At 68.9% G+C, this 15898-nt stretch carries 12 protein-coding genes and 2 pseudogenes; 5 read left to right on the top strand and 9 right to left on the bottom strand.

Going from position 1 to position 15898, the window contains the following annotated elements; genetic code table 11:
• Positions 1-71: 71 nt before the first annotated feature.
• The gene (dndA, locus tag C7M71_RS14975) at positions 72-1217 is read left to right on the top strand and encodes a cysteine desulfurase DndA (RefSeq protein WP_111488672.1); all 1146 of its coding nucleotides are present in this window, start codon (positions 72-74) and stop codon (positions 1215-1217) included.
• A 3-nt stretch (positions 1218-1220) separates the two neighbouring features.
• On the opposite strand, the gene C7M71_RS14980 is transcribed toward dndA, so the two are convergent.
• The gene (locus tag C7M71_RS14980; protein ID WP_111488670.1) at positions 1221-2660 is read right to left on the bottom strand and encodes a DNA phosphorothioation-associated putative methyltransferase; all 1440 of its coding nucleotides are present in this window, start codon (positions 2658-2660) and stop codon (positions 1221-1223) included.
• 398 nt (positions 2661-3058) lie between these two features.
• On the bottom strand, positions 3059-3391 hold the full coding sequence (locus C7M71_RS14985; protein WP_162824254.1) for a hypothetical protein: 333 nt from the start codon (positions 3389-3391) through the stop codon (positions 3059-3061).
• A gap of 439 nt (positions 3392-3830) precedes the next feature.
• Between C7M71_RS14985 and C7M71_RS14990 the strand changes: the two genes are divergently transcribed.
• Positions 3831-4496, top strand: coding sequence for a hypothetical protein (locus tag C7M71_RS14990; RefSeq protein ID WP_162824255.1), 666 nt, complete (start codon positions 3831-3833; stop codon positions 4494-4496).
• A 170-nt stretch (positions 4497-4666) separates the two neighbouring features.
• On the opposite strand, the pseudogene C7M71_RS31790 reads toward C7M71_RS14990, so the two are convergent.
• Positions 4667-4854, bottom strand: a pseudogene (locus tag C7M71_RS31790) (pirin family protein); the annotation flags it as partial.
• A 5-nt stretch (positions 4855-4859) separates the two neighbouring features.
• Positions 4860-5582, bottom strand: a complete 723-nt coding sequence (locus tag C7M71_RS31795; protein ID WP_229758736.1) for a hypothetical protein — start codon at positions 5580-5582, stop codon at positions 4860-4862.
• Between the two features lie 617 nt (positions 5583-6199).
• Here C7M71_RS31795 and C7M71_RS15000 point away from each other — a divergent pair.
• Entirely contained in the window at positions 6200-7477 is a 1278-nt protein-coding gene (locus C7M71_RS15000) for a hypothetical protein (protein WP_229758737.1), read from the top strand.
• On the opposite strand, the gene C7M71_RS15005 is transcribed toward C7M71_RS15000, so the two are convergent.
• The 4 genes and pseudogenes from C7M71_RS15005 to C7M71_RS15020 form a co-directional block, all read right to left on the bottom strand.
• Positions 7407-8249 (bottom strand): PE-PGRS family protein, encoded by an 843-nt coding sequence (locus tag C7M71_RS15005; RefSeq protein WP_111488664.1) that lies wholly within the window; start codon positions 8247-8249, stop codon positions 7407-7409. The genes C7M71_RS15000 and C7M71_RS15005 overlap by 71 nt on opposite strands.
• Before the next feature lie 127 nt (positions 8250-8376).
• Positions 8377-9333, bottom strand: a complete 957-nt coding sequence (locus tag C7M71_RS15010; RefSeq protein ID WP_111488662.1) for a pirin family protein — start codon at positions 9331-9333, stop codon at positions 8377-8379.
• Between the two features lie 93 nt (positions 9334-9426).
• A pseudogene (locus C7M71_RS15015) lies at positions 9427-9657 on the bottom strand (pirin family protein); the annotation flags it as partial.
• Between the two features lie 116 nt (positions 9658-9773).
• Positions 9774-10301, bottom strand: coding sequence for an SseB family protein (locus tag C7M71_RS15020; protein WP_407675903.1), 528 nt, complete (start codon positions 10299-10301; stop codon positions 9774-9776).
• 230 nt (positions 10302-10531) lie between these two features.
• On the opposite strand from C7M71_RS15020, the gene C7M71_RS15025 reads away from it, so the two are divergent.
• Complete coding sequence (locus C7M71_RS15025) at positions 10532-12373, top strand: acyl-CoA dehydrogenase (RefSeq protein ID WP_111488660.1); 1842 nt, start codon at positions 10532-10534, stop codon at positions 12371-12373.
• Between the two features lie 65 nt (positions 12374-12438).
• Here the strand turns inward: C7M71_RS15025 and C7M71_RS32900 are convergent, their stop codons facing one another.
• Entirely contained in the window at positions 12439-14250 is a 1812-nt protein-coding gene (locus tag C7M71_RS32900; RefSeq protein WP_111488658.1) for a discoidin domain-containing protein, read from the bottom strand.
• Positions 14251-14512: 262 nt separating this feature from the next.
• On the opposite strand from C7M71_RS32900, the gene C7M71_RS15035 reads away from it, so the two are divergent.
• Positions 14513-15811, top strand: coding sequence for a M18 family aminopeptidase (locus C7M71_RS15035; RefSeq protein WP_111488656.1), 1299 nt, complete (start codon positions 14513-14515; stop codon positions 15809-15811).
• The last annotated feature ends 87 nt before the right edge of the window (positions 15812-15898 follow it).

Below are 15898 nucleotides of genomic sequence, written 5' to 3' on the forward strand. Positions count from 1 at the left end.
CTCACGCTATCGTACGTCAGGTAAATGACGTACACGACGTGCGAAATAACGCTCGAAGGTGGTTTGGTTCGATGGTGACGTACCTCGACGCGGCGGCGACGACGCCCGTGGACCAGCGAGTGGCCGATGTCGTCCTGCACTGGATGACCGCGGAGTTCGGCAACGCAGGCAGCCGTCACGAGTACGGCACACGGGCCAAGCGCGCAGTCGAACGGGCGCGTGAGTACCTGGCGGGCACGGTGGGAGCCGAACCAGATGAACTGATCTTCACCAGCGGTGCCACGGAGAGCAACAACATCGCCCTGCTGGGGCTCGCGCCCCACGGCGAGCGGACCGGGCGGCGACACATCATCACCTCCGCCATCGAGCACAAGGCGGTCCTGGAGCCGCTGGAACACCTGGCCGGACGCGGGTTCGAGGTGGACTTCATCAAGCCTGGCCCCTCTGGCAGGGTCGAGGTGGAGGCGGTCATGGAGCGGCTGCGTCCGGACACCCTCCTCGTGTCACTGATGCACGTGAATAACGAGACCGGGGTGATCCAGCCCGTTGCCGACCTCGCGCGCGAACTGCGGACCACGGCGACGTACCTGCATGTCGACGCGGCCCAGGGATACGGCAAGATCCCGGACGATCTGGTTGCCCCGATCGACATGATCAGCATCAGTGGACACAAGATCGGCGCCCCTAAGGGCGTGGGAGCTCTCGTCACCCGCCGACGGGAGGACCTCGACGACGAGCGGCCCCCTCTCGAGCCGATCATGTTCGGCGGTGGGCAGGAGCGGAAGCTGCGTCCTGGCACCCTGCCCGTTCCCCTGATCATGGGTCTGGCGGAGGCTTCACGGATCTTCGAGGACGAGCGAGCACAGTGGCAGGCCGGGGCGGAGGAGGTGCGCTCTCGGCTTCTCGAGGGACTGGCCGGTGTGCGTTTTCACGTCAACGGTGCCCAGGAGCACGTCGTTCCGCACATCCTCAACCTCTCCTTCGAGGAGGTCGACTCCGAGGCGTTCCTCGTCACGCTCAAGGACCTGGTTGCGGTCGCGACCGGGTCCGCTTGCACGAGCGCCTCGTACACCCCCAGCCACGTGCTCACCGCCATGGGTCTGCCCGACAACGTGGCCTCCAACGGACTGCGGTTCTCGTGGTTCCCCGCGCAGGTCGACGGCCTGGACGTCGCCGAGCTCGCCCGCGGCGTCGAGAAGCTGCGCCGCCGGGGCTGAGCGTCACGGTCGGGCCCGGACGAGCCGGTGCCCGCGCAGCACCCATCCGCATCGTGTGAGTTCCTTCTCCCAGCCGTTCTCGGTCCCGATCAGGTGTGGGTGCGCGTACAAGCCAGCCCGGGCCTCGGAGTCGGTCAGGCGCCGGTACTTGGCCGCGTCCGGGTCGTCGGGGTGGAGGAACTCGTGCTTGCGGTGCAGTAGCGGTCGGTTGTCGCGCTCACCATATGAGTGGTGGGAGGTCTCGAAGGTCCCCAGATCCACCTGGTAGGACGTCAGCAGGCGTGGATGCGGATCGCTGTCGAAGTCGGGGTAGTCCAGCCAACTGACAGCGCGGCCCCTGTGGCAGAGCTTGGCAACCGTCCAGGCCTGCGGCCTGCCAGCGGCGATCGATGCGCAGTGCTCGTACAGCCGCAGCACCGTGGGCATCTGCTCCACTGCTCGCCGATGGACGTAAAGCGCAGTCGGGGTCAGCTTCCCGACTGCGGAGGCGTTCATTGCTCCGCGGACGTAGGTGTCGTCCCGCAGCTTGAGCAGCAGCCGGTCAGCTCGCCGGCACGCCTCTTTGTACGACGAGAAGAACGCTCGGATGTCCAGTTGTACGGTCAGGGGCAGGCTGGTGAAAGGGCCTCGACCGTTGAAGAGTTCGACTGCCAGGAACAGCAGGGTGTTGAGGGTGGTGCGCTTGGAACCGTCCTCCACCCTGGCGGGGTCGGCTGACTCCCGGACGAGCCGGTGGACCTCGGAGGCGCGCAGGTGCCCCAACTGCTGGGCCATCGGCAGGGGCATCTCCTCCAGCCGCGGTGCACGCCCGCGCCGTTCGACGTGGTCGACCAGCGAGGCGATCGCGGAGGTCGTGTCGTCCGAGGACAGCCACTGGTCGTCGGTGATGATCCGCCGTGCGAGGTAGTTCAGCCGCGCAGTGTCGTCCTTGAAGGCGTAGATGATCCCCGGCGAGGCCGAGACGGCCCTGACGCCCGTGACCTCCTCCACGTAGCTCCGCAACTCGCCGGCACCGTACAGGTGCTGGAAGGTCTGGCGCCAAGTCAGAAGCCCGTCACCGAACTCCTCGCCGGTTACCTTCGCTCGTTCCCAGGTCAGGCGTGCCGAGACGATCAGCACGGTGCACGCCAGCTCCCAGGCCTGCTGAAGGGTCCACTTGCGCTCGTCGGGGTCTTCGATGACATTCAAGACGTAGGTCAGGAGTACGACCGGGGAGGGTTCGAGGTGGCCGTCGGGCTGGTAGAACGGATCCCAACCGACGGCCTCGCACCCCATGCGTCGGAGCGCCTGCACGTCCTCTCCACGCCCGCACCCGTAGTCGAGCACCGTCAGGCCTGGCAAGACCTGCTTGTCCAAGACCGCTTGGCGAGCTGGAACCGACAGGCCGCCTCCGCGGCTGATTGCAGTCAGCCGGCGGTCACTTCCCCAGCGCTCTCGGACCACTAAGCCACGACCTCACACGGTTGGTCGACGAAGAACCGAACCCACGCAGCAAGCCCGGAGGAGAGAGCGCCTCCCCAGAGGTTCTCGGTACGTCGTGGCCTAGCTGAGTGGCCGAAATCAGCGGTCTGCCAGGGCGGTTCCACCCCACGATAGCCTGCGGTGGGGCGGTGCTGGCTTCGTTAGCCTGTCAAGACGCTCGTTGGAGTGGAACTACGTCGAGCACCAGCTCCACGGCCACATCGCGCTGATCACTGATGCGGAGAAGCGGACGGTGCGCCAACCGCGACGTGGACCAGCGCTGGCGGCGTCAATAGCATCCGCCAACCTCCGTCCGCCCGGACTTCGACGTAGCCGTCCGCCACCGCCGGGGCCGACGTACGGTGCGGCCTGTGAAGTCCTCACTGGCTCCAACCGAGATCCAGGCCGAACTGCTGCGCTGGGTCGCCGCCAACCCCGGTGGCGAGATCGAGTCGCGCAAGTCGAACACCTTGTGGGCTCTCGAGCAGCGGAAGCTCGTCGAGCGGAAGTTCTCCATCACGAAGCAGGGCTACCAAGTCCAAACCGCAGCCGTCACCGAGCAGGGCAAGTACTACCTGAAGCACGGACGGCACCCGGAGGAGGTCGAACGCGAGGCCCAGCGCAACGCCCGTGACCCGGAAACGGCGAAGGATGCCCCGGTCGACGGGGCTGAGCTGATTCGCCCAGCTCGAGGCCGCCGGCGGGAACATCACCGTCCCGGACCCAGGCGTCGCGGCCCGAGGCCGGTGGACCAGAGTATTCTACCACGCGGTAAACAACGACCTCCTGCCACCAGGGCACAAGCTGAGGCTCACCGGTCGCGAGAAGGGGGACCTCAAGCTGCGGCTCCTCGACCCCGCGAAGGAGCCTCCACCGCCCCCGCCGGTGCCAGTCGTCGAGGTGCCTACCGATCTCGCGCATGCACACCCCCTGATCACAGCTACGCGCAAGGCCCTGGGCCGACGCCAGACGGGGACGGCCGACACTCGTGGACAGCAGGGGGTCGTGCCGATCCGTGTCTCCATGCCGCTCGTGGACCGGGCCTTGCGGATCATGCAAGGCCTCCTCGCCGAGGCCGAGCTGCGGGGCTACACAGTGGAGGCCCGCGCGGTTGAGGCACTCCGGAGACGGGACGAGCCAAGGACCGCGGTCGTGATCATCATGCAGGGGCACGCGTTTCCTCTGGAGATCTGCGAACGCACCACCAAGCAACCGCATGAGCCGACGGCCAGAGAGCTGCGCGACGCCGAGCGCGAGCCGGCGTGGATGCGCAAGCGCATCCCGAAGTACGACCATGTGCCCGACGGACGGCTCATGATCGACGCTCCTGGTCATGACCAGACCTACGGATACCGCCAGTACGACTGCTCGGACGGGACGCGCTGGACCATCGAATCGCGCCTGGGCTACCTCCTCGCAGCCATCGAGGAGCGGGCTGAACGGGCCGAAGAGAAGCGGATCCAGGCCGAGCAGGCAGAGCAGCTACGGAAACAGCGCTGGCTCGAAGCCGTTGACGAAGCTCACCAGAGGCTGATCCGCGACCACAGGATCAAGGCGCTCGAACAGCAACTGGAAACCCGGCGGACGGCCAACGAGATCCGCGCCCTCTGCGCCTCGGTACGCGAGAGCGTCACCGATACCCCCAGCGACGCGACCATCGAGTGGCTTCGCTGGGCGGAGGCGCACGCCGACTCCATCGACCCGGTGATCGCTGGCGTGGCCCTTCCGCCCGACCCGCCACCCAGCCGACAGAATCTTGCGCCCTACCTCGGCTCACAGAACGCCCACGCCTATCCCTGGCCGTTCCCGAACCACTGATCCGTCCACGCACCGGTTGACGCCAACCCTGACCCCAACCGTCCCGAACGATGGCGCCCGACGGCGGCCTTCCACGGACGGCAGAATCGCCCAAACCAGGGCATCTCACCGCCCCGGCTTGGCCTGAAAAGCGGAAGGTCCCCGGTTCGACGTCAACCCTAGCGACGGCTGAGGCCGCCCGACAGGACCAGGGACTCCGGCGGGTCCCGATGAGGAGGAGGCTCGAGCCGGCCCTCGTCCACTGGGTGTCGCCGTCGGCGATGGTGCCACCGCCGCCGTGCGAGTCCTGGTGGATGAAGGTGCCGTCGATGATGTAAGTGACCGTCTCGAAGCCGCGGTGCGGATGCCAAGTGGGCCCTTGGGCTATATCAGGGCTGTCGCCACAGCAAGCTGCGCGGCGAGGATCCTGAGCTTCGGGAGGTAGCCCTCGATGTCGTCGATCACCTGACGGAGGTCGGCGGCGCTGAGGTCCGTCCAATCGTCGAGATGCATTCCGCAGGTGGGTACACCGTCGTAGGTCGCCAGGAACGCACTGAGATAGGCCCTGTCTCGGCCAGTGTTGCGGGAGCCGCCGACGGCGAGGGTGATCTCCGCACCCTCGCAGTCGTGGTGCGGTGCGGCACCCTTCAGACACCAGGAATGAGTACCACAGTCGTCGATGCGCAGGCGGTCGGTGTCGGTCTGCGCGGCGCTGGCCGCAGCTAGGCGGTCGACCTCCTCGTCGATGCGGTTGGCCTGGTCACGCAACTGTGCGCCAAAGCTACGGGCCTCGTCCTGATTCATCTCCAGGTCGGCGTGGTGGCCCCATGCCTCAATGATCGGTGCGCAGCCCTCCTCGGCGAGCCACGTGCGGCGGACCGTGAGGATCGGAGTCTCGGCAGGACCGTAGACAGTGTGCTCGGGGCCGTGGTGGTCGAACTGATTGCACAGAGGCACCTGGGTGCTCCGGGCGAAGTGATCTGTGACGCAGCCGGGCAGCTTGGTACACGACTGCGTGGCTGTCGGCGCTGGCGTCGGGTTGGATGCCACACGCGACGAGGCTGCGGGCTGCAGGGGAAAGTAGCTGGGGGAGGCATTGTCCGGCATGACACTCCGTAGGTCGTGGGAATCGACGTACCCGTGACCTTTCCAGTGACCGTGGGATGTCTGGAGCTAAGTTGAGAAACCGTGCTGACGCACGTCGCCGAACGGATACGTTGGTCGGGCTGTGAGCTCGCACCGGCTGTGAATTCGAGGAACCATCCCCGGAGTCGCCCGCCAGTTCGTCTCGGCGTGAGTCGGCAGGAATGACCGCGACGTGGTTGCCTCAGCTCGTTATGGTGGGGTACGACGGCAGCATGCTTCGTTGGTCACCACTCAATGAGCGTCAGCTCTCGCTTCTGACCCGCATCGGCGGGGACGGGAGCCCGGTCACCTCGGACGAGTCTGAACTCGCCCATAGCGCCCGAGCTCTGAAGGAGCGCGGGCTCATCAGCATGCCGAAGGCTGTGGGGGTGAAATGGCGAGCTGAGATCAACGATGCTGGCCGCTTCTACCTGGAGCATGGGTACCACCCGGACCGCCCGACCCCGAAGCCAAAGACCGTGGTCCGGTCCCCTGCCGACCCGGCACCACAGAGCCGGCCCGCAGAGACTGGCCAGCTGGGCGACAAGGCCGGCACTCGAGCGCCAGCGGTTCGGCAGCAGCCGAAGGAGTCCAGGGCCGTGAGCGGTCCGGCGTTGATCGAGCAGGTTCGGCAGGCGGGGCGCTTCCTGACGATTCCTGATCCGGCGCCGGAGGAGCGGGCGAGGCTGCGGCGGGCGTTTGACGCGGCTCGTAAGTGTGCGCCGGAGGGATACCAGCTGAAGTACAGCGGGAGGGAGAAGGGCGACTTCTACCTTGGCCTGCTGCGGGACAACGGGTTGGACGAGACCGAGTGGAACCGGATCCGCCTTCAGCGCAGCCGGGTCATCACCGATGTGGACGCCGTACTCGCAGCGCTGGAGGCGGACCCCAGCGCCTTCGAGGTCTCCGATGACGTGCTGCCCCGGGTGTTGTCGATCACCCGTCTGATCGCTGACGAGGCGGTGCTGCGGCGTGGTGACGTGGCGGTGTCCAAGAAGCGGAAGCAGCCGCGTCCTTTGCTCTCCGTCCACGGCAGGACCTGGGAGTTGAGCTTCAAGGAGCGGCAGAAGCAGGTCAAGTTCGTTCCCCAAGCCCAGGGGCGGCGCAAGACGTACGACTGGCAGCGGGTGACTCCCGCCTATCGGTCGGAGCCGTCCGGCGAACTGGAGCTTCAGGTCATCGAGCAGCACTCCGGCTACGGCTACGGCAGTGGCTGGAAGAAGGACTATGCCGACACGGCGAAGCGGTCGTTGGAGGAGCAGATCGGCACGCTCTTTCGGGCGCTGAAGGCGCATGCTGAGGAGCAGGAGCGCCTCCAGCTGGAGCGCCAGGCCGAGCAGCGCCGCCTGCGGGAGGAGCGGGAGAGGGCGGAGGCCGAGCGGCAGCGCCTGGCTGCTGAGGAGAAGGCACGTCGGCAGCGGGACTGGGAGGGGGCGGTCTCCGAGGCGAGCCTCAAGGCCGTCGAAGCCTCGCGCCTGGAGCGGTTCGGGTCAGCTCTGGACCGCTGGCGGGGCGCCCGGGAGATCAGGGAGTTCTGCGCGGCGCTGGACGAGGCCGCGAGCCGGGCCGACGATGCGAAGGAGGCCCAGCGGTTCCGGGAGTGGTCCGCGTGGGGCAGGGCCGAGGCTGATCGAATCGACCCGACGGCTCTTGGCAGTGGGCTCGGCAATGAAGCCTTCGAAACCGTGCCCACGGCTGACGCGCTCCGGCCCTTCCTCAACGGGTGGAGTCCTCACCGGCCGGAGAAGGAGGCACCACCGGCCGAGCCTGCTCAGCCACGTCAGCAGGCCGATCCGTGGCGCGATATCAGCGCCTCACCTCGGGACCAAGGCTGGAGACACGGACCCCAAGGTCGCGCTCAATGGTGGAGGCGATGACGCCGTGTCCGCGGTCGCGCAGGGCTTTCAGGGCCCGCTCGACGATGGCGCCGAGCCGCTCTACCTCGGCGCGCAGTGCGAGCAGCTCGTCGAAGCGCTCCACCTGCTCCTGACCGCACCATTCGCGGACCGTCCGAAGGAGGTCGTCCTCCGCCTGTAGCTTCCGGTCGTCGCGGCGGTGCCACGACTGCCATGACGGATGCGCGCGCTCCTGGTCGAGGACCTCCTGCCGCCGCTCGACCTCGGGGAGGATCTCCTCGGCCAGGACCGCCGCGGCCCGCCGCGCGATCCGTTCGGTGACCGGCCAACCGGCCAGGAACAACCCGGCCCGGTTCTGGTGAACCATCGGGTCGGCGCGCAGTTCGGCGGCATCGAGGCCGAGCCGGTCGGCGGTGGCATCGGGAGCGGTGAGCTCCAGTACGCCGGCATCGGCCACACTGGTGCGCAGTCGCAGCTGGCTCTTGGGACGGACGAAGCCCAGGACCATCCGGGCCGTCTCGAACTCCGCGGTCTTCCGCACCTGCCGGGACGCCTCGGCCAGCGCCAGTTCAGCAACGTCGTCGGTCTGGAAGACCGCGACGTCGTCCCACAGTGCAACCAGGGACGCCGGAGCGACCCAGTCCTGAAGGCCGGCGTCCTCGCCTTCGAGGAACCGGACGTGCACCTGGGAGGAACGGCGCGGGCCACCCACCCTGACGATCTCCACCCGGCGGAGCGCACTGCCGAGCAACTTGGGCTGGGCTCGGTACGCCCAGTTCTCGCCGATCTCCATCCTGCTATTGAGCCAGGTCAGGCTGGAGCCTCGCTACCACTTCCCGACAGTTCGCCGTAGCAGGGGGCGCGTTGCAGCGGGAAGCGGCGGACCGGGTACCGGGTCCGCCGCTCGCCGACGCGGTGGCTCAGTTGGCGCCTGCTGGGATGGTTCCCAGGCGGCCGGCCTGGAAGTCCTCCATGGCCTGCTGGAGTTCGCGGTGGCTGTTCATCACGAACGGGCCGTAGTGGGCTACCGGCTCGCGGATCGGCTGGCCGCCGAGGAGGACCACCTCGAAGTTGGCGCTGCGGGAGTCCTGCTTCTCGTCCGCCCGGATGGTGAGGGAGTCGCCCTCGCCGAAGACCACGGCCTGCCCCATGTGGAACGGGTGCCGCTCCGGGCCGGCCGAGCCGCTGCCGGCGAGGCCGTAGGCCAGGCCGTTGAAGTCGGTCCGCCAGGGCAGCGTGACCTCGGCGCTGGGGTTCACGGACACGTGGATCATCGTGATCGGCGTGTGGGTGGCGCCCGGGCCCTGGTGGCCCGCGATGTCACCGGCGATGAGCCGGATGAGGGCGCCGCCGTCCGCCGAGCCGAGCAGTTTCACGCTGCCGCCGCGGATGTCCTGGTACTTCGGCGCGATCATCTTGTCCGCGGCGGGCAGGTTCACCCACAGCTGGAGGCCGTGGAACAGGCCGCCGGACATGACCAGGGACTCCGGCGGGGTCTCGATGTGCAGCAGGCCGGAGCCGGCGGTCATCCACTGGGTGTCGCCGTCGGTGATCACGCCGCCGCCGCCGTGCGAGTCCTGGTGTATGAACGTGCCGTCGATGATGTAGGTGACCGTCTCGAAGCCGCGGTGCGGATGCCAAGGGGTCCCTTTCGGCTCGCCAGCCGCATAGTCGACCTCGCCCATCTGGTCCATCATGATGAACGGGTCGAGGAACTTCTGGTTGATCTTGGCGAAGGCGCGGCGGACCGGGAAGCCCTCGCCTTCGAAGCCGCTGAGGGCGGTCGACACGGCGAGCACGGGGCGCGGCTGGGAGCCCTCGGCGGGGGCTGCGACGCGCGGCAGAACGAGCGGGTTTTCGACGGTGACGGCGGGCATGTCGACCTCCTCGGTCGGGTCCTTCTCAGATGTGCGGTCCTGCTTTCGCAGGTCAGGCCCTATGGGTTGACTGGTCCCCCAACTGGGCTAATCCTTGGGCTCGCCGGGGGCGTACTCCACCTCACCCATCTGGTCCATCATGATGAAGGGGTCCAGGTGGCGGGTGTGGATCCCGGCGAAGGCGCGGCGCACCGGGAAGCCCTCGCCCTCGTAGCCCTCGGGCGCGGTGGCGACCTGGCGGACCTTGCGGGGGCGGGCGGTGGTGGGGTCGGGGGTCTCGATCCTGGGCAGGACGAGCGGGTTCTCGACGGTGACGGCGGGCATGGCGGCCTCCTCGGGGTCCGTGGCCTGATGCCACTGTAGTTCAACGGTCAACTACAAGCGAGTTGAAAGTTGGACTATTCCCCGAGGGATACCGGATCGGTGGGAGTCGCCCCCGGTCAGCCGTACATGCGGCGCATGGTGAAGTCGACCATCTGCTCCACCGCCTTGGCGTCGAACACCATCCGGTGCTCGCCCTCCATGTCCAGCGCGAAGCCATAGCCGGTGGGCAGCAGGTCCAGCACCTCGGCACCGGTCACCGTGAAGTACTTGGACTCCTTGCCGGCGTAGCGGCGCAGCTCCTTGAGCGAGCTGAACATCGGGATCACCGGGGTCGGGGTGTTGTGCAACGCCAGGAAGCCGGGCCGCTCGCCGCGCGGGCAGTACACCTTGGAGGTGATGAAGATGGCCTGGAAGTCCTCCACCGTGAGCCCGCCGCTGGTGAAGGCGCGGACGGCGTCCGCGAGCGAGGGCGGCGAGGGCTCGGGGTAGAGCGGCGGCTGCTGGGGAGGCTGCTCGCCGTACCCGGCGTGCGGCGGCTGGGGGCCGGGCATGCCGCCCATCCCGGGCTGCGGCCCCGCCTGCTGGTAGGAGCCTCCCGGGTAGCCGGGGCCGGCCCCGGTCGCGGTCTGGTCGTAGCCGTACACGGGGACAGGCTATCGGCCCGGCGGGGCCCGGTGGGGCGCCTGTTCGGCAAAGCGGCGGCGGCGCCGTGCGGCACGGGGGCAGAGTGGGACGTGACGTCCCTCATGGACCCCGAGGGTTGAATATGTTACCGCCGGGTAGCATCATGGGACTACTGACGGGTAGGGGGACGCCTCCGCACGGGCGCGCTGAAGACCCCCGGCACCGACCTACGCGATGACCGGAGAAGGCCATGGGTCACTACAAGTCCAACCTCCGCGATGTGGAGTTCAACCTCTTCGAGGTGCTCGGCCGCGACCGCGTCTACGGCAGCGCGCCGTTCGCCGACATGGACGTCGAGACCGCCAAGAGCATCCTGGACGAGATCGCCCGCCTGGCCGAGAACGACCTCGCCGCCTCCTTCGCCGACGCGGACCGCAACCCGCCGGTCTTCGACCCGGAGACCGGCACCGCGCCGGTCCCGGAGACCTTCCGGAAGAGCTACCAGACCTTCATGGACGCCGAGTGGTGGCGCCTGGGCATCCCGGAGGAGCTCGGCGGCTCCCCGACGCCGCGCTCGCTGCTCTGGGCCTATGCCGAGCTGGTGCTGGGCTCCAACCCCGCCATCTGGATGTACTCCTCCGGCCCGGCCTTCGCCGGCGTGGTCTTCGACGAGGGCACCGAGGAGCAGAAGAAGGTCGCCCGGCACATGGTCGAGCGCCAGTGGGGCGCCACCATGGTCCTCACCGAGCCCGACGCCGGCTCCGATGTGGGCGCCGGCCGCACCAAGGCGGTGAAGCAGCAGGACGGCTCCTGGCACATCGAGGGCGTCAAGCGCTTCATCACCTCGGGCGAGCACGACATGTCGGAGAACATCGTCCACCTGGTGCTGGCCCGCCCCGAGGGCGGCAAGCCGGGCACCAAGGGCCTCGGCCTGTATGTCGTGCCCAAGTACGACTTCGACCTGGAGACCGGCGAGCTGGGCGAGCGCAACGGCGTCTACGCCACCAATGTCGAGCACAAGATGGGCCTCAAGGCGTCCAACACCTGCGAGCTGACCTTCGGCGCCCCCCGGAACGGCAAGGCGCACCCGGCCAGGGGCTGGCTGCTCGGCGAGACCGTCGACGGCATCCGCCAGATGTTCAAGATCATCGAGTTTGCCCGGATGATGGTCGGCACCAAGGCCATCGCCACCCTCTCCACCGGCTACCTCAATGCGCTGGAGTACGCCAAGGAGCGCGTGCAGGGCCCGGACCTGGCCGACTTCCTGGACAAGACCGCGCCCCGGGTCACCATCACCCACCACCCCGACGTCCGCCGCTCGCTGCTGACCCAGAAGGCCTACGCCGAGGGCATGCGCGCACTGGTCCTCTTCACCGCCTCCGTGCAGGACGACATCGAGGCCGCCCGACTGCGCGGCGAGACCGCCGAGGCGGCCGAGCGCCTCAACGACCTGCTGCTGCCGATCGTCAAGGGCTACGGCTCGGAGAAGTCCTACGAGCAGCTGGCCCAGTCGCTCCAGATCTTCGGCGGCTCCGGGTACCTCCAGGAGTACCCGGTGGAGCAGTACATCCGGGACGCCAAGATCGACACCCTCTACGAGGGCACCACCGCCATCCAGGGCCAGGACTTCTTCTTCCGGAAGATCGTCAAGGACGGCGGCCAGGCGCTCACCGCGCTCTCCGAGCAGATCCAGAAGTTCCTGGCCGCCGGCGAGGGCGGCGAGGAGCTGGCCGTCGAGCGCGAGGCGCTGGCCAAGGCGTCCGGCGACCTGGAGGCGATCGTCGGCAAGATGCTGGCCGACCTCTCCTCGGTCGAGCAGGACGTCAGGAACATCTACAAGGTCGGCCAGAACACCACCCGCCTGCTGCTCGCCTCCGGCGATGTGGTGATCGGCTGGCTGCTGCTCCGGCAGGCCGCCGTGGCGCTGGCCAAGCTGCCCACCGCCACGCGGCAGGACGTCGCCTTCTACCAGGGCAAGGTCGCCGCGGCCCGCTTCTACGCCCGCACCGTGCTGCCCACGGTCGCCCCGCAGCGCCTGATCGCCGAGAACATCGACAACTCGATCATGGATCTGCCGGAGGACGCCTTCTAGCGGCTCCCGTCGGGGCAGTGCATGGCGGCCGTCGGTGACGGCCGCCATGCGCTGTGGGTGCCGGGCTACCAGCCGACGGCGACCAGCAGGTACTGCGGGTCGCCGTGCGAGATGAACGAGGACTGCCCGGCGTAGTCGTCGTACGGGAAGCCGTACGCCAGCTTGTTGATGGCGTGGTCGTGCCAGAACTTGGCGTAGTAGTTGGCCGGGGCGGACGTGTAGTACCGGGTGGGGTCCGACCACTGCGACTGCGGCAGCGTGGCGACATGCCGGTTGAGCGCCGCGCAGGTCCCCGGGCTCTCGGAGAGGGTGCCCGCGCAGCCGAAGACGTCCGAGGTGGGAGCGTTGACCCCGACCGAGTTGGCGTAGGCGGTGAAGTAGTTGGCGTTCACACCGCCGGTCCGGAAGCTCGGGTCGCTGCCGGGCGCGATGATCCGGTACGGGGCCTGGGTCTGCGCCAGCACCTTGAACTGGTCCGGCACCTCGTTGGCGAACTTCTGGAAGGTGGCCGACCGGTCCTCGGCGAAGGTCTGCTGGTCCTCGCCCACCGAGACGTCGTACCCGTCCTTGGCGTGCAGCCGCATCGCCAGCTTCAGGCCGAAGGCGTCCACCCGCGTGGTGTTGCCGTTGAAGACATTGGGGCCGACGGTGAACTCGATGAAGTCGTAGTACTGGCTGTTCGGGGAGCCGAGGTAGAAGTACATCCGTCCGGCGGAGTTGACCGGCATGTCGAAGTACGGCTGCTCGGCGATCGAGTGGGCCTGCCCGTTGTAGCTCCAGTAGACCTGGCTGTCGGGGTACTTGCCGTTCGTCCGGTTGAGGATCTTGAGCATCACGACGTTCTTCGCGGCCGGGATGCTGCCGGTGTCACCCCAGAACGAGCCCGGGTCCGAGGGCCCCGAGGAGGTCGGGGTGGGAGAGGGGCTGCCGGTGCCCGACCCGGTCGTGCGCACCTGGAACTCCCAGAGCGAGTAGCCGAAGGCGGTGGCCCTGGCCGTGCCGTACATCCGCACATAGCGGCCGGTACCGCTGACATTGAGGGTCTGGGTGCCGCCGCTGCCGGTGGTGGTGGAGTAGACGGTGGTCCAACCCCCCAGCGGGAGGTCCGACACCTGGATCTGGAACGCGGTCGCATACGCCGCCTCCCAGGCCAGCCCGACCTGGCAGATCTGCTGCGAGGTGCCCAGGTCCACCTGGAGCCACTGCGGATCGCTGAAGGCACTGGACCAGCGGGTGCCGGGGTCACCGTCGACCGCCGCCGACGCGGGGCTCGCGGCGTTCTCGGTGGAGGACGCGGTGACCGGGCGGTTCAGCGCCGCATTGGCGGTGCCGCAACCGCCGCCGCCGGTGAAGGAGCCGTAGACCTGGAACTCCCAGAGCGAGTAGCCGTAGCCGGTGGCCCTGGCGGTGCCGTACATCCGCACATAGCGGCCGGTACCGCTGACATTGAGGGTCTGGGTGCCGCCGGTACCGGTGGTGGTGGAGTAGACGGTGGTCCAACCCCCCGCGCCGGTGTCCGACACCTGGATCTGGAACGCGGTCGCATACGCCGCCTCCCAGACCAGTCCGACCTGGCTGATCGAGGCGCCGGCGCCGAGGTCCACCTGGAGCCACTGCGGATCACTGGCCGCACTGGACCAGCGGGTGCCGGGGTTACCGTCGACGGCGGCGCTCGCCGGGGTCCCGGCGTTCTCGGTGGACGAGGCGGTGGCGGGCCTGCCCTGGGAGAGCAGGGTGCCGGCCGCCCGGGCCGGCGACTGCGTCACCACGAGCACCAGGCCCGCCAGCAGCGCGGTCACCAGCGCGATGACATGGAACGAGTGGCGCCTGACGCGCCCTGGCCATCGGTGCACCAGCAAGGAAGCATTGCCTGACATGGCGTCTCCTGAACCGGTTGGGGGATCCGGATGGGGCCCGGAATCTCCTGCGAGAGAGCGCTCTCTTTGACATGTTGTCTACAACCTGCTCCCCTCGGCGTCAATAAGTCGCCCAGGAATCGCCGCCCGGACGACCGGGTGGACCTCGGTCCGCCGGACCCGTCCGCACGGAGGCGGCCCCTATGCTCGGAAGCGGGAAGCCGTGGCCGAAGCCCGTCGCGTGCCGCCCCGCGAACCCTCGAACCCTCGCCTCAGGAGCACCATGTCGACCGCCGGAACGGTCTTCTTCGACCGCAGCCACACCGACGACCTGATCACCTACCTGTCCGCCAGCCCCTCGCCGTACCACGCGGTGGCCTCCGCCGCCGAGCGGCTGGAGAAGGCCGGTTTCCGGCAGGTGGCGGAGACGGAGGCGTGGGACGGCCGGTCCGGCGGCCGGTTCGTGGTGCGCGGCGGCGCGCTCATCGCCTGGTACGTACCCGAGGGCGCGGGCCCGGAGACCCCCTTCCGGGTGGTCGGCGCCCACACCGACTCCCCCAACCTGCGGGTCAAACCGGCCCCCGACACGGGCGCCGAGGGGTGGCGCCAGATCGCCGTGGAGATCTACGGCGGGGTGCCGCTCAACACCTGGCTCGACCGCGACCTCGGGCTCTCCGGCCGGCTGGCGCTGCGCGACGGCTCCACCGTGCTGGTCCGGCTGGACGAGGCGCTGCTGCGGGTGCCGCAGCTCGCCATCCACCTGGACCGCCAGGTCAACGACGGCATGAAGCTGGACCGGCAGCGCCACCTCACCCCGGTCTGGGGCATCGGCCCGGTCGACGAGGGGTCCCTGATCGAGTACGTGGCCGACCGTGCCGAGGTCGCCGCCGCCGAGGTCACCGGGTGGGACCTGATGGTGCACGATGTGCAGCCGCCCTCCTACCTGGGCCGGGACCGGGAGCTGCTGGCCGCGCCCCGGCTGGACAACCTGCTCTCGGTGCACGCGGGCACCGCCGCGCTGGCGGCGGTGGCCTCGGCCGGGGGCGGCGGCTCAGCCATCCCGGTACTGGCCGCCTTCGACCACGAGGAGACCGGCAGCGAGTCGGACACCGGTGCGCAGGGGCCGCTGCTGGGCAACGTCCTGGAGCGGTCGGTGTTCGCCCGGGGCGGCTCCATGGAGGACCGGGCCCGGGCCCTGGCCGGCACCGTCTGCCTCTCCGCCGACATGGGCCACGCCGTACACCCCAACTACGGCGAGCGGCACGAGCCGGGCCACCACCCGATGCCCAACGGCGGCCCGATCCTCAAGGTCAACGTCAACCAGCGGTACTCCACCGACGGCGTCGGCCGGGCGGTCTTCGCCGCCGCCTGCGAGCGGGCGGGCGTGCCCTGGCAGACCTTTGTCTCCAACAACGCCATGCCCTGCGGCACCACCATCGGCCCGATCACCGCCGCCCGTCTGGGCATCACCACCGTGGACTGCGGCGTCGCCGCGCTCTCCATGCACTCCTCGCGCGAACTGTGCGGCGCCGACGACCCGTTCCTGCTGGCGTCCGCGCTGAAGGGGTTCCTGGAGGGCTGACCGGGCGTCTGCCGACGGGCGGGGTGCGGGCGTTGGCCCGCACCCCGCCCATCGCGTCTCGCGCCGTCGCGTGTCGCGCCGTCGTGT

Source organism: Peterkaempfera bronchialis, assembly GCF_003258605.2.
GTDB classification, from domain to species: Bacteria; Actinomycetota; Actinomycetes; order Streptomycetales; family Streptomycetaceae; genus Peterkaempfera; species Peterkaempfera bronchialis.